The sequence below is a fragment of the Planktothrix sp. PLAVEN19ND genome (assembly GCF_057220675.1).
This window is the reverse complement of sequence record NZ_CM170132.1, coordinates 3050568-3064915: the sequence shown is the minus strand read 5'-3', so window position 1 is coordinate 3064915 and position 14348 is coordinate 3050568. Positions and strand designations below refer to the sequence as shown.

At 40.2% G+C, this 14348-nt stretch carries 15 protein-coding genes; 9 read left to right on the top strand and 6 right to left on the bottom strand.

Annotation, left to right across the window (positions count from 1 at the left end; genetic code table 11):
• Positions 1–58: 58 nt before the first annotated feature.
• Complete coding sequence (locus AC2D3N_RS13545; RefSeq protein ID WP_484691151.1) at positions 59–1204, top strand: AAA family ATPase; 1146 nt, start codon at positions 59–61, stop codon at positions 1202–1204.
• Entirely contained in the window at positions 1201–1809 is a 609-nt protein-coding gene (locus tag AC2D3N_RS13540) for a DUF4276 family protein (RefSeq protein ID WP_079681203.1), read from the top strand. The genes AC2D3N_RS13545 and AC2D3N_RS13540 overlap by 4 nt, the downstream gene beginning before the upstream one ends.
• A gap of 52 nt (positions 1810–1861) precedes the next feature.
• Here the strand turns inward: AC2D3N_RS13540 and AC2D3N_RS13535 are convergent, their stop codons facing one another.
• A complete protein-coding gene (locus tag AC2D3N_RS13535; RefSeq protein WP_484691150.1) occupies positions 1862–2527 on the bottom strand; it encodes a CatB-related O-acetyltransferase in 666 nt (221 codons plus the stop codon).
• An 82-nt stretch (positions 2528–2609) separates the two neighbouring features.
• Between AC2D3N_RS13535 and AC2D3N_RS13530 the strand changes: the two genes are divergently transcribed.
• Positions 2610–3938 (top strand): cytochrome P450, encoded by a 1329-nt coding sequence (locus AC2D3N_RS13530; protein WP_484691149.1) that lies wholly within the window; start codon positions 2610–2612, stop codon positions 3936–3938.
• Between the two features lie 297 nt (positions 3939–4235).
• On the opposite strand, the gene AC2D3N_RS13525 is transcribed toward AC2D3N_RS13530, so the two are convergent.
• Complete coding sequence (locus AC2D3N_RS13525; RefSeq protein ID WP_159451540.1) at positions 4236–4409, bottom strand: hypothetical protein; 174 nt, start codon at positions 4407–4409, stop codon at positions 4236–4238.
• 173 nt (positions 4410–4582) lie between these two features.
• Between AC2D3N_RS13525 and AC2D3N_RS13520 the strand changes: the two genes are divergently transcribed.
• The 3 genes from AC2D3N_RS13520 to AC2D3N_RS13510 all read left to right on the top strand — a co-directional run bounded on the left by AC2D3N_RS13520 (position 4583) and on the right by AC2D3N_RS13510 (position 5615).
• Positions 4583–4765, top strand: coding sequence for a CsbD family protein (locus tag AC2D3N_RS13520; protein WP_484691148.1), 183 nt, complete (start codon positions 4583–4585; stop codon positions 4763–4765).
• Positions 4766–4998: 233 nt separating this feature from the next.
• Positions 4999–5424, top strand: a complete 426-nt coding sequence (locus AC2D3N_RS13515; protein ID WP_484691147.1) for a hypothetical protein — start codon at positions 4999–5001, stop codon at positions 5422–5424.
• A 35-nt stretch (positions 5425–5459) separates the two neighbouring features.
• Complete coding sequence (locus AC2D3N_RS13510; RefSeq protein ID WP_144017872.1) at positions 5460–5615, top strand: lmo0937 family membrane protein; 156 nt, start codon at positions 5460–5462, stop codon at positions 5613–5615.
• Between the two features lie 104 nt (positions 5616–5719).
• Here AC2D3N_RS13510 and AC2D3N_RS13505 read toward each other — a convergent pair whose 3' ends face one another.
• Both AC2D3N_RS13505 and AC2D3N_RS13500 read right to left on the bottom strand, forming a co-directional pair.
• Positions 5720–6193: a cadmium resistance transporter gene (locus AC2D3N_RS13505; RefSeq protein ID WP_484691146.1), complete on the bottom strand. Its 474-nt coding sequence runs from the start codon at positions 6191–6193 to the stop codon at positions 5720–5722.
• A complete protein-coding gene (locus AC2D3N_RS13500) occupies positions 6186–6389 on the bottom strand; it encodes a hypothetical protein (RefSeq protein ID WP_484691145.1) in 204 nt (67 codons plus the stop codon). The genes AC2D3N_RS13505 and AC2D3N_RS13500 overlap by 8 nt, the downstream gene beginning before the upstream one ends.
• Before the next feature lie 165 nt (positions 6390–6554).
• On the opposite strand from AC2D3N_RS13500, the gene AC2D3N_RS13495 reads away from it, so the two are divergent.
• Positions 6555–7820, top strand: a complete 1266-nt coding sequence (locus tag AC2D3N_RS13495) for an aliphatic sulfonate ABC transporter substrate-binding protein (protein WP_484691144.1) — start codon at positions 6555–6557, stop codon at positions 7818–7820.
• A 98-nt stretch (positions 7821–7918) separates the two neighbouring features.
• Here AC2D3N_RS13495 and AC2D3N_RS13490 read toward each other — a convergent pair whose 3' ends face one another.
• Positions 7919–8815, bottom strand: coding sequence for a PPC domain-containing protein (locus tag AC2D3N_RS13490; protein ID WP_079681196.1), 897 nt, complete (start codon positions 8813–8815; stop codon positions 7919–7921).
• Between the two features lie 163 nt (positions 8816–8978).
• Positions 8979–12401, bottom strand: coding sequence for a hybrid sensor histidine kinase/response regulator (locus AC2D3N_RS13485; protein ID WP_484691143.1), 3423 nt, complete (start codon positions 12399–12401; stop codon positions 8979–8981).
• Between the two features lie 582 nt (positions 12402–12983).
• On the opposite strand from AC2D3N_RS13485, the gene AC2D3N_RS13480 reads away from it, so the two are divergent.
• Positions 12984–13469: a helix-turn-helix domain-containing protein gene (locus AC2D3N_RS13480; protein ID WP_484691142.1), complete on the top strand. Its 486-nt coding sequence runs from the start codon at positions 12984–12986 to the stop codon at positions 13467–13469.
• On the top strand, positions 13469–14038 hold the full coding sequence (locus AC2D3N_RS13475; RefSeq protein WP_484691141.1) for a PIN domain-containing protein: 570 nt from the start codon (positions 13469–13471) through the stop codon (positions 14036–14038). The genes AC2D3N_RS13480 and AC2D3N_RS13475 overlap by 1 nt, the downstream gene beginning before the upstream one ends.
• Positions 14039–14348: the final 310 nt, after the last annotated feature.

The following is a 14348-nucleotide window of genomic DNA, read 5'->3' as shown; positions in this document are numbered from 1 at the left end:
TTTGCCCACCAATATTATTATATTTAATAAAAAATAGGATTATAAACACTACAACCGTATGAATAAATTAGAAACTATATCAATAAAAGGATTTCGCCGTCTTCAAAATATTGAACTTGAGATGAGAAACCTCACCGTTATGATTGGTGCAAACGGCTCTGGAAAAACATCTTTTTTAGATGTTATGTCCGTAATTGCTGCTTCAGCTAGTGGAAATTTACATAACATATTACAACTCAAAGGAGGCTTGAATGAAATTTTAACCCGAGGTAAAGTACAGGAACTTGAAATTAAAATGTCAATGCAAGTTCCAGATGAAAACCCTTTAAAATACAGTTTCACCTTGTCTACCAAAGGGTTATCTTATGAAGTCAAAGACGAAAATTTAACGCAACAGAGAAATCCCAATAGACCGGAACCCTTCAAGTATATTGAATCCCAGGGATTAGATATTAAATATTTTCAGGAAGGGATTGGACTTGTGAGGCCCAATTGGGAACATAACCCGCTTGAAACATCCCTTTCTCAAGTTCCTAAAATGTATCGTGAACCAGAGAAATTGAGAAAAAGCCTGGCTTCCTGTACCTATTATGGGGCGCTCGATGTTTCTGAGAAAAGCCCCATTCGTCTACCACAAACCATGCGCCCTGCCAAGTTACCAGGGGCAAGGGGTGAAGACTTAGTTTCCTGTCTTTATGACCTTCGAGAAAGCGATCGCGATCGCTTTGAATGGGTAGAAAATATTCTATCTGCGGCTTTTCCAGATTTTGAGCGATTAAACTTTCCTGCCGTTGCCGCCGGAACTCTTTCTATGACTTGGACAGACCGCAATTTTGATCAACCGATTTATGTCCATGAATTATCAGAAGGAACACTGCGTTTTCTCTGGTTAGTTACTTTACTTCAAAGTCAAAATTTAACCACAATTACCTTGCTAGATGAACCAGAAGTTAGCTTACATCCTGAACTTTTAAGACATTTAGTTTATCTAATGCGAGAAGCGTCAAAACACACACAACTGATCGTTGCAACCCACTCAGATCGACTGATTGGATTTCTTGAACCCAAGGAAGTTTTAATTTGTGATATTGAAGAAGGTGAAACAAAAATGACTTGGGCTGATACATTTAATTTGTGTAAATGGTTAGAAGATTATAGCCTAGATCAATTGTGGGCAATGAATATTATGGGGGGTCGTCCATGAAAATTGCGATTTTAGTTGAAGGGGCTACTGAAAGGGCATTTAGAGAAATACTTCATGAATTTTTGAAAAAACGTTTAGGGGAAGGAATGCCCAGGCTTAAATTTATTCCGCAGGGTGGTCGCATTCCCAAGGAAGGTAAACTCAAGCGTACTGTTAAAAATCTTTTAGATAATGATGGCTATGATGCTGTTATTGCACTGACAGATGTTTATACAGGAACAAATGATTTTAAAGATGCGACTGATGCTAAAAATAAAATGAACAATTGGGTGGGAAATAACCCCAATTTTTACCCCCATACAGCATTACATGATTTTGAAGCATGGCTTCTTCCCTATTGGAAAACTATCCAAGAAAAGGCAAAACATAATCGTTCTGCGCCGAGTGGTTCTCCTGAAACAGTTAATCACAATAAGCCACCTTCCTATCATATTATAGATATTTTTAGATCAGGAAAACGTGGCAGAGACTATGATAAAATCATTGATGGTAAAGCAATTTTAGAAAAAAATGATCTAATGATTGCGATTCAAACTTGTCCAGAGTTAAAAGCTTTTGTGAATCGAATTATTTCTCTGTGTGATCCAGATCAAGTTATTCCTTAATTAAGACTAATCTCAAGAAACAGGGTTTCTGGCTATTGGCTAGAATCAAGATTTATGATTCCAGAACCTCTGATTCTATTGATTCAGAATCTAAAGCCTGACGTAACGCCTGAATATCCGCCCCACAAATAGCGTGAAGATGACGAGTAATCTTCTGAATATCCCAATCCCACCATCGGATATTTAATAGGTCTTCAATCACAGAATCTTCAAACCGTTTGCGAATTTCTTGGGCTGGATTTCCCCCCACAATTGTATAGGGAGAAACATCCCTAGTAACAACCGATTGAGCCCCAATAATCGCCCCATCTCCAATATTAATACCCGGCATAATTGTCGCCCCATATCCGATCCAAACATCATTACCAATTACCGTATTTCCTTTAAACGGCCAAGAATCGGGCATGGCGGATTCCCAACCATTTCCAAATACCGGAAAAGGATAATTTGTCAACCAATCCGTGCGATGATTCCCGCCATTCATGATAAATTTAACATCGGAAGCGATCGAACAGAATTTTCCAATAATCAGTTGATCTCCGATAAAATCAAAATGATATAAAACATTCTTTTCAAAGTTTTCTGGGTTCTCGAAATCATCATAATAAGTGTAATCCCCGACAATAATATTCGGATTTTTAATAATAGTTTTCAGATACACTAATCGAGTTTGTTCGGGGATGGGATAACGGGTTTGGGGAGAGGGGCCGTAATTCATGATCTTTTGAGTAAATAGTGTTAGCATTTTGATCATGACTCAATCCTATCATTTTCGTTCAAATTAAGCAATTACCTTCACTATGACCTCAACTCAATCTACAACATCTCTCCCTTTACCCCCTGGTAAGTTGGGTTTTCCGATGATTGGTGAAACCATTAGTTTTTTGCGAGATCCTAATTTTGCTGACAAGCGACAAAAACAATATGGAGCAATCTTTAAAACCCATCTTTTTGGTCGCCCTACTGTAATTATGATGGGGGCAGAAGCTAATCGGTTTTTATTTGCCAATGAGAATAAATATTTTATTGCTACTTGGCCTCTAAGTACCCAAATATTATTAGGACAGGGATCATTATCAATGCAATTGGGAGATATTCATAAGTCTCGCCGTAAAATTTTATCCCAAGCCTTTCAACCCAGAGCTTTAGCCGGATATGCTACGACTATGGAAGATTTCACCCATCGTTATTTGCATAAATGGGAACAGAAATCAACCTTAACTTGGTATCCTGAATTACGGAAATATACCTTTGATATTGCCTGTAAATTATTAATTGGAAAACAGCAAGCTACCGATACCCATTTAGAAGAACTATTTGAAGATTGGTGTAATGGACTATTTACTATTCCCCTACGTTTACCCGGAACAAAATTTAATCGGGGTTGGCAATGTCGTCAGTTATTATTAACAGAAATAGAAACCCTAATTCGTCAACGTCAGCAACAACCCCAGTCTGGGGAAGATGCCCTGGGATTATTATTACAAGCCCAGGATGAGGAGGGAAATAAACTGGGTATTGAAGAACTTAAAGATCAGATTTTAACCCTATTATTTGCCGGACATGAAACCTTAACCTCCGCGATCGCATCTTTCTGTTTACAGGTCGGTCAGCGTCCCGATATTATAGCAAAAATTAGAGCCGAACAACAACATTTTGATCCGACTCAACCCATCACTTTTGAAGATTTAAAATCCATGGTTTATTTAGAACAGGTGATGAAAGAAGTATTGCGGTTTGTGCCTCCGGTTGGCGGCGGGTTTCGAGAAGTAATTCAAGATTGTGAATATAACGGTTATTTTATCCCCAAAGGCTGGTCAATTTTATATCAAATTGCCAAAACCCATCAGGATGAAACGGTTTATTTTCAACCGCAAGAATTCGATCCTGATCGCTTTAGTGAAGCCCGCAATGAAGATAAACCTAAACCCTTTAGTTGGGTTCCCTTTGGTGGCGGAATGCGCGAATGTATTGGCAAAGAATTTGCTAAATTAGAGATCAAATTATTTGCAGCATTGTTAGTCAGAAATTATGATTGGCAACTATTACCCAATCAATCTTTAGAATTAATTACCATTCCCACCCCCCGTCCCCGGGATGGTTTAAAAGTACAGTTGAGACGTTTATAAAGTTAGGATAATGTTGTTGTGTTTAACCCGATTTTGATTAGGCATTAAACACAACAACACCGTTAGATTTAGGCTTGAATTAGAAATTGACTAGCTGTTAATACAGGTTTATCCGGTGATGTCAATGATCTATTTAGTAGCTAGAATTCCCTGAGATAATGGTAGAAGATGGCTTTGACAACCGTGATTCTACTTAGGTGATGCCAAACTTTTTTTTGAGCTTCTAGGTATTATTATCTAGTCTGATCTTGATTCTTACCAGTTCTTGTTACTAAACGTTACACAAAAGAGTTAGATTTAGGCTTGAATGAGAAATTGACTAGCTGTTAAGGCAGGTTTATTGGTTAAGGTTAGGAATTGACCTCTGATAAGAAAATCTGCGACTGTGCCATTTTGATTGTAAAATAATCCTCCTGTTGCACTGTTATAAATAATATCGGCTGCCTTGAGACCTTGGAATTTGGGTTCCATCTGGGAAGGGATGAAATTCTATTCCTAATGGTATATCTTTCGTATGAATTGATAAAAACGGAATCAATTTATAAAAAGGCAACTACAATAAAAGTATGAAATTTATTAATAGAGTTGTTAAGTCTGCTCGAATTAATAAATATCAAATTTAAAACCCGTAACTAGGAGCCGATATGAGCTTAAAAAATAGAGAAAAAGCCACCGCTAAAAATATCGCGGGTAAGGTTCAAGAAGCCGTAGGTAACGTGACGGGAGATCCTAAAGATCAGGCAGAAGGCAAGGAGAAACAAGCTGAGGCAAAGATGATTCACACCATTGAAGATGTGAAAGATGAAGTCAAAGCCAAACTGGACTAGAAGACTGTTTGAACCTGAAACTTTAACATTTTTGACCCGTAAGATCGGTTTCAAATTATGGTAAAAACGATAAAAACTAAACACCTAAAATAGTGTGAAACTTCCGTTTACCGACTTTTACCAGAGAGTCTTGATCATTTGCCCCGGTTTAAAATAAATATTTTTTGGTAGATCTACCAACGAATAAAAAACTCAGTTAGTTGCGAACCATCAAAAATATTTTGGATATTAACATGATTTTGTTTAGCAAAGTTCGTAAATTTCTGTTCTCTATTGGCATGGTTTTTTTCATCTCCACTGCCCTTGTCTTTAGTTTGGCATCGGGATCAAGTTGGGCTGCAACTTCATCAACCCAAGGCATGAACTCACCGCAGACTCAAGTTGCTATCATGGATCAAGCGAAAGAGATGATCAATAATGTTAAAGATAAAGCCCAAGAAGCGATCGCTAACATGACAGACGATCTAAAAACCGATGTTGTTCAAAACGATCAGCAATTTGATGCGAATACCCAACAAGGGATTCTGGATAGTATTAAAAACCCTGACTACAACCCGGGTGGAAAAACCAGCACCGCAGCAAAGCAAGACCGTGAAGCCATCAAAGGTGTAGAAGCTGATGTTCGTGATCTATTTAAACCAGAATCACCGACTAAATAACGTCATTAAATTTTATCTGAATAGAAGGAGAAACTATGTCTAATATCATCTGGAGTGCCGTTGGTGTACTACTCATCCTCTGGTTATTAGGATTCTCAGTGAACGTGGGAGGGGGCTTAATCCATATTCTTTTGGTTTTGGCGCTGATTGCTATTATCTACAACCTCCTGACCGGCCGACGTGTGGTCTAATGATTTGACGGACTGATTCCCCCCCCAACCTTACTTGGGTTAGGGGGGAAGTGGAACTCAGGATTGGGTAAAAAGAAGTTTCTAACATCAATTGAATAAGATTGCTATATATTGGGCAAAAAAAGACGATAGGACTGGCTATCTATCAGAATTCTAAAACCCAGCCACATCAGGACGAAGGGAAAAATTTTGCTGGCGTAACGACTCAGGACGATAGCGATGCCCGGTTGACGAGTCAGATTATAGGATAAAAATAGCCAGCAGCAAACAATCAAATAGCAAATAGGTATGATCACAGCTAAACTTTGGATACTGCTACTCGCAAATAGGGGAATATAGACACCCAGATTATTACCGCCATTGGAAATCGTGACGGCGGAAACACTATAGGTTTGGCGGTCGCGAATCACGTCCCACAGCGATCGCTTTCGAGAATCAAATCCTCGATATTTAGAGTTTATTTTTAGGTTAGCCGACTTATCCTCGGCGGAATCATCCTTATTCAAGTTGATCAAATTATTCAGACCAATCAGTATCGGTAGAATCCCCAATAAACCGATCCAAGTTGAATCAATCACCAGCCCCACAAAAAAACCAATCAAACTGACACTCAACAGTATAGTGAAACCCGATCAGTTCACCCACCACAATATGTTGAGGACGAAACGTCCGATTAACCTCACTAAAGAAGCCCGTCAGATAAATATTATCGTCAAAGGTTGTTGCTATGGCAACAGCTATCCCAATCTTAATTGTTTCAATTAACCAATCCATCACTATTCCTCACTCAAAACCTGTCTGATCACTGAAACTATAGAATAATTGCACAAGTCCTAATAATATATAAATAGCGTGAAAAAGTCTAACACCCTGGCTACATTCTCCTATTTCCAATTCATCTAACAATGTCCATTATTTATATTTATGAAAGGAGTGATTATGATTAGCTATTTACGGGATATTCTGTCTAAACATAAAAGCCAAAATATTCTAAAACCATTCAGATCAATTCCTCGTAGATTGGTTACATCCAAGTTTGCGGTGCAGTTTGGCATCGGTCTTGCCTCCAGTCTGGTTTTGAGTCTAGCCTTTAATAGTGATGGGGTGGCAACTCCTGAATCTAGCCATGTACTCTCCCCTCTAATTAGTCAGGTCAGCCCGGTCAATCAAGCTAACCCGCCGAAAAACTCAACCATTCGGTTATTAGAAACGGTGGGATTGTTTGTCGGGGGGATCGTTTTTTGTATTGTTTTGGATCGTTGGTTTTCTGACCGCTCGGCTCACTCGGGTAACACACCCTTAGCCGAACAAGCGCGACGACTCAAACAACTCAAAATCGGGTATCCAGAGGGGATGACTAATTTTGAAGTTCTTCGCAGTCAAGCCCTACTAGAAGAACGTTTGCGACCCTTTGGGCTGATTGTAAGCTGGACAAGCTTTTTATCAGCATCGGCTCTGATTGAGGCCCTGAGTAACGGGACAATTGATTTTTGCGGGGGGGGTGGTACGGCCAGTATTTTCTCCCAGGCGGCGGATCATGTTTTTGTGCGGGTGGCGAAGGAAAAATATACCGCTCCCAAGGGTCAAGCCATTCTAGTCCCGGAGGATTCACCAATTCAGACCCTGGCTGACCTCAAGGGTAAGAAGATCGTTTTTGATAAAGGCTCCAGCGCCCACTATATATTGATCAAAGCATTGCGGAAGGTCGGACTCGATTTTAGCGATATTGACCCGATTTATCTGACCCAGCCCCAGGCATTATCTCTATTCCGACAGGGTGAAGTGGATGCTTGGGTGGTTTGGGTTCCCTATACACCGACTCAAGCCCGAAGTTCCTACCCAGGGCGCTCCATTGCTGACCTAGAAAGCATCTTTGGGGATAGGGCTTCTTTGGAGGTTCCAACTTATTACTATGCGGTTCCAGAACTAGTCCGAGACTATCCTGACCTACTAAAAGTGATTTTAGAGGAGGTAAACGAGGCGGGAGCCTGGGCTAAAAAACAGGAATTAGAAGCGGCTCAACGATTGCTAGATCAGCACGAAATTGACCCATTTATCCTAGAAACTCTACAGAAACGCAGTGCTGAACGGGCAATTATCCCAATTGATGAACAATCCCTTGATGCCCTACAGCATCAGGCTAATTTGTTTCGGGATCTTGATCTGATTCCTGAGCGGGTGAATGTGAAGGATGGAAACCTATAGTTTGCAGACTAAGCAAAATTGGACTTATTAATCCGACGTTGTTGGGCTTTAGCCCCTTCTAAGAGCGCTGAAGCGCAACAACGATGGCAACAATCAACTTAAATGGGAGTAGCTGATAAATTTAAAAGATAATGGGTGCTTCCGTCCATGGGAGAAACTCGCAAAAAGTAGGTTCCACTGGGTAATTTATCTAATTTAATTGATTCTGGGGTGAGGCCTAAATTAGCGGAACTAGCAACAATTTCATTACTTTGAACCGCTTGATTGTTATTCAGATCATAAATCAAGTCTAAGTCTAAATTGGCTTTCATTTGATTCATGACTATACTAACTTTACTATTAAAATTAGGAATAATAAACTCATAAATATCAACGGGGTTGGCAGCATCAATCAAGCCTACAATGGTTTTTTGTCCCAATAATATATCTATATTAATGGCTTGGGTCAGGTCGTCCTTAAAAGCGGGAGCAATCCCTAATCTTGATTCTTTTAATCCTTGCCGCCAAAAATGTTCAAAAAATGTATTATACGGCCCGGATTGAATGTCAGATAAGACATCGGGATATCGAGTTTGATAAAAGTTAGTATCAAAAGCAATACTGGGATTGCGTCCCTCATATTGTCCATAGAGAAAAAAATGTTCAAACGGATTAATTTCGGCTTGAAGAAAACCCGCTTTTACATCGGGATATCGTTGTAAATAATAAATTGGATCAAATAAGGGATTAGGAGAACGGGGTTGAAATTGACCAAAATCAATAAAATGTTCCGCAGGCGTAATAAATCCTTCCTTTATTTGAGTCAAGAGTTCAGGATCTCCTTGCTGATAATATTGACTATCAAATAAAGGATTAGGTTCATAACCCAAAAATTGCCCCTCCTCGACAAAATGATCAAAAGCGTTCCGAAATTCTCGCCTCTCAATCGCTGGAGCCACATCAGGATATTGAGCCAGATAAAATTCTTCATCAAATAGCGTTTCTAAAGTTAACATTAGCTTAAAATCTCCTGATTATATACATTACCAATTCCCTTGTTTTAACTGATTTCGGGTACGGGCGGGTTTATCGAGATGCACGGTAATTAACAAAGATCTAAAAGAACCCGCCCCTACAACTTATGACTGATGACTGATGACTGATGACTGATTTATCCTATTATCCAATAATTCCAATTAAATTAGCAATAGTAAACAGTAATTCATGGGGTTCGACGGGTTTAGCTAAATGGGCATAAAACCCGGCGGAGAATGCAGCTTGACGGTCTTCATCTTTGGCATAGGCGGTTAGTGCTAAAGCGGGAATTTGCCCTCCTGCTTCTGGGGGTAATAAACGAATTTGACGTAATAATGAATAACCATCTCCCCCCGATAGTCCAATATCACTGATTAAAATATGAAAGGGAGATATGGCACTATTGGCTTTGAAGATATTAATGGCTTCTTCTGCACTGCCAACGGTCACCACCTCTGACCCACAACTTTCTAAAATATGAGCGACTAAATCCCGCGCATCCACTTGATCATCAACCACTAAAATTTTAATTCCTTTGAGTTTCAAACAACTTTCAAATATCAAATCATTGTCACCGAGACCCCCTTGAAGATGCTGATAATCTTCTAACATTTCTGGTGTCATTATGGGTAATTTTATGGTAAATAGTGTTCCCTTCCCCAACCCTGGACTATCGACGGTAACGTTTCCTCCATGCAGTTCAACTAAATGGCGAACAATGGTTAATCCTAGTCCTAATCCGCCCTGTTTCCTGGTAATTGAACCATCGGCTTGACGAAATCTTTCAAAGACAAAGGGTAAAAATTCTTTGCTAATCCCTTGTCCGGTATCACTAACTTGAATTTCTGCATAATTGCTACTATCAGTTACCCAGGAATTTTGATCCTGAGACTTATAAATTCTAACCTGAATTTGTCCCCCTTCTGAGCTAAATTTTATCGCATTGGTTAATAGGTTCCACATCACTTGTTGTAAACGGTTACCATCGGCCATAATCATCCCGATATCAGACTCAAAGGAAATATCAATCGTAATATTTTTTGCCTGTGCCACCGAGCGTACCGTTTCAATTGCTGCTTCAATGATCGGAATTAAAGCAGTCGGGTTAGGGCTAAAATTGAGTTTCCCATTAATAATTCGAGAAACATCTAATAAATCCTCAATCAGTTGTGCTAGAGCCCGGGTATTACGATTAATTGTTTCTGTCGCCCGACTAAATGTCTCTTGATCTAAATCTCGTGATATCAACAGTTGTGTCCATCCCAAAATAGCATTCAGAGGAGTCCGTAATTCATGGGAAAGGGTGGCTAAAAATTCATCTTTGAGGCGGTTGGCTTCCATTAACTCCTCTGCCCGGGTACGCAGTTGAGATTCTAATTGTTTACGATTAGTAATATCCCGCAGGGCTGTCACTTGAACTTGACGTCCTCTATAAATTTGAGAACGACCGATCATTTCTACATCAAAGATTGTACCATCTTTTCTTAATCCCATTGCTTCCAATGGAGCTTCTAAGTTGTTTCTGATATTTTGTGTAATTAAATCCTGACTCTCGGGGGTGACAAAATCCAGCAAAGAAGTTCCCATCATTTCTCCTAAAGGGTAATCAAACATAATAGAAGCCCCTTGGTTAGCATCGAGAATAATGCCATTTTCATGAATAATAATGCCATCAAAGGTGGTTTCAATTAGGGTTCTAAACCGAGATTCACTCTCTTGTAATTCTTCCTCTGCGTGTTTGCGTTCTGTGATATCTTCATAGATAAATACGACTTCGCGAATTTGACCCATTTCATCCCGCACTGGATAAATATAAGCCTCAACCCAGCGTTGAGCATACCCATAACTCGACAATCCTGGGAAGCTTTGATGGGGATCATATAAAATCGGAGGAATAGCCAAGGCTTCCCCGGCTAAACCCTTTTGAATATAGGGAATTATCCCCTTTTCAATCAGTTGTTGATCGGCTAAAAGATTGTAGTCTTTAATCGTTTCTGCTTTAATTCCCCATAGCTCCTCCCAGGCTCGATTCACTCGCTGAACTGAACCATCTAATGATAGGATTGAAATACTCAGGGGAGATTGTTCAACCATTGTCCGATATTGAACTTCCGAGCGACGTAATAGGGTTTCGGCTCGATGACTTTCTGTGCGGTCAATGGCTACACCCCCGACTAAAGGTTCTCCGACGGCTACCCAAATCGGAAATTGATAGATGAGAAATTCCCCGATTTTTCCATCTCGTCGAGGCAAAGATTCAATGACTTCTAAAACCAGGTTTTGTGAAGCTACAATCGAAATATAATTCAGGAATTTGGAGGCTAAATCTGGGGGAAATATATCAAATATACTGGTTTCTAAAGATTCTGGGAAAACCTTAAAGGTTTGAGTATAACTTTTACTAAAATATAACATCTTACCTTGCTGATCGCAAATCCAAGCTAAGGCTGGGTTATAGTCCATAAACGCCTGAAATCGGGCTTCACTATCTCGCAGGGCTTTTTCTGATTTCTTGAGTTCCGTTGCAGTTTTTTCCGCAATATATCGAGCTTTAATTTGCGATCGCATTAATCCAAATAAGATAACACCAACAAAACTTCCTACTAAGGCAATATAGGGAGCCATCAGACGTTGGGAATTAAAATCAAGTTCAGGACGGGAAGTATAGATAATCGTCCAAGTTTGTCCCGCAATGGAGAGCATTTTTCGCCGCTCAAATTGGGGCTTAAACCCCAATAAATGACTAGAATTAGAATTGTATAGGAGAGAGGAGGGAGTAATCGCTAAACCGTCATAAATTTCAAAATCGATGAAAGCATCTGGACGATTCCCAAATAGCCCTTGCATCAAGTCACCGATCCGAAAGGGGCTATAGATAAATCCCAGCAATTTCTCCCTTCGTTCTGTGACCGTTGGGGGAGTAGAATTACCTCGATAAATGGGGAAATAGATCAGAAAACCCGCTTGTTTTTGGGCATTAATTTCTTGTCGGAGTTTAACCTTCCCCGATGCTACCGGAGCTCCTCCATCCCGGGCGTGTTCCATGGCGCGGCGACGCGTGGGTTCGGTAAACATATCAAAACCAATGGCGGCTTGATTGCGTCGATCTAGGGGTTCGAGGTAGATGATGGCATGGTATTCTGGTCGAGGGTAATCAGGATTGATCGCAAAGTTAGGAATACCCTCAGCTTTCATCCGGGCAATTAATTGAGCTTTTTCGGAGGGTCGAACCCGAATTGTAAACCCAATCCCTTGAATCCCTGGATATTCCCCCCGCAGTTTTAATTGTTCCATATAGGCGCGGAATATCTCTCGATTCACGGTATCATGGCTGGCAAATAACCCACTTCCGGCACGGAGTAAGGCAATATAGGTTTTGACCCGATCTCGAATCAGGTTTTCCGTCTGTTGGATGGAAGCATTAAATTGCAACTGACCCTGGCTACGGGTTGTTGATTCTACATAATAGGTGGCGATCGCCGTCAGGATCAAAGTCCCCAACAGCACTAAGTAGGGAACAATCCGCCGATTGGGAGAGAGAAACTGATACAGCCATTTACGCTTCATAGAGCTATCACGGAAAGTCTGTTAATTGGAACTGCGGGTCAACCATTAATGTTTGTTTTGTTTGGGGTCAGTTTTAATTAGGATTTTTTGCCCATCATATCACGGAACATTGAATTGGATAGTTACAAGAAAGCAATTCCGCTCAGATTGACGCTTGTATTCAACAATTTTAACTATTCATACTGATATTTACACCGAAACAATTTTATGAATATTAATTCTCATCAATTGTTGAAGTTTTAAATGCTTTAGGGTTTCAAATTTCGATCAGTTTGAAAGCAACAGAATCATAAAGTAGAGCGATCGCTGTTTTTAAAATAGCGATCGCTTAGAGTCACGCACCCATCGCAACTACAAACTAAGCAACCTCTTGAAAAACTGTAATTTTAACTATTTGGTGGCAAGCGGATGGGGACGAGAGCAAAAGCCAGACTAATTTCGCTCATTTTGTTTATTGCGTTTATTTCGCAAAATTGCTAACATAGGTTATAGCCAATTCTATCCGACCTCTCGTTTGTAGAAGTTGGAGACACTTTTGTAGTAAACGCAAACCTTTATATTAGATAGTCAGAGGCTGAATCAATGACACTTACAGAGACTCCCAACTTGCGGTCTGTTCTACCTACGGAAGAAGAAGCTACTCTTGCACAAGCCAGTAGCCTGTCTTTGGCACGGTATATCAACAACAAAGCTGGATACGGCACTGCCATAAAGCTTGTGCACGATGACAGTAAAAATGAAGTTGTTGTCATACCTGCTGAGGCTTTTCGTCTGCTGCTTGAGATTTTGGCACAGATGGCGAAGGGAAATGCTGTAACGCTGATTCCAATCCACGCAGAACTCACAACCCAAGAAGCGGCTGATATTTTGAATGTTTCCCGTCCCTATTTAGTGCAACTGCTGGAGTCTGGAGAAATCCCTTTTCGTAAAGTGGGTACGCGCCGAAGGGTGCGTTACCAAGATTTAATGGACTACAAAAATCGAGTTGATGCAGCACGAAGGAAAACTCTTGATGAGCTTGTTGCTCAAGCTCAAGAACTGAATATGGGATACGAAGGAGTTGTGTAGTGGCTAATTTTTCCGTTGTCTACGATGCTTGTGTTTTATATCCAGCACCGCTTCGTGATTTTTTAATGGAACTTGCCATTACTGACTTATTTAAGGCACTTTGGACAGATGCTATTCACGATGAATGGATCAGAAATGTTCTCAAAAATCGTCCTGATCTGACACTTGAACAGCTTACCAGGACTAAAACTCTGATGAATTCTCATGTTAGAGATTGCCTGGTTACAGGATACGAAGACCTGATACCAGCATTACAACTTCCTGATCCAGATGATCGCCATGTTCTTGCTGCTGCCATTCGTTGTAATGCTGATGTAATTGTCACTTTTAATCTTGATGACTTTCCCAGTCAAGCACTGCAACAATATGGTGTTGAAGCGCAGCACCCCGATGAGTTTATTCTACAGTTACTCGACTTGAACCCAGCAATAATCTGTACAGCAGCCGAAATACAACGAATGAGACTCAAAAATCCACCTAAAAAACCTGATGAGTATCTGGACACGCTTCTAAAACAAGGACTTCCGCAGTCCGTGAGTAGGTTAAGGGAGTTGTGTTATGGGATTTAGCGATCGCGCCTTTCTCCCAAACTTATCTTCACTCAGATGAATTGATAGTTGCTAATTGGCTAACTTTTTTTCTAGGTTTTGTCTTTCTTCCGGTGTTAATGAAGAAAGGATTTGAACTAAAGAATCAATGAGTTTATGGTTCATATTCTTTCAACTCCTCAATAATCCTATCTTAATTATAGCGCGATCGCTTTTTTTCAAAGGGCGATCGCTTTCTACCACACACCCATCGCAACTACGAACATTTTAATATAAATAGCGATCGCTATCTATTTGGATTGACCATCAAGGGATATAATGGAGAACCGAA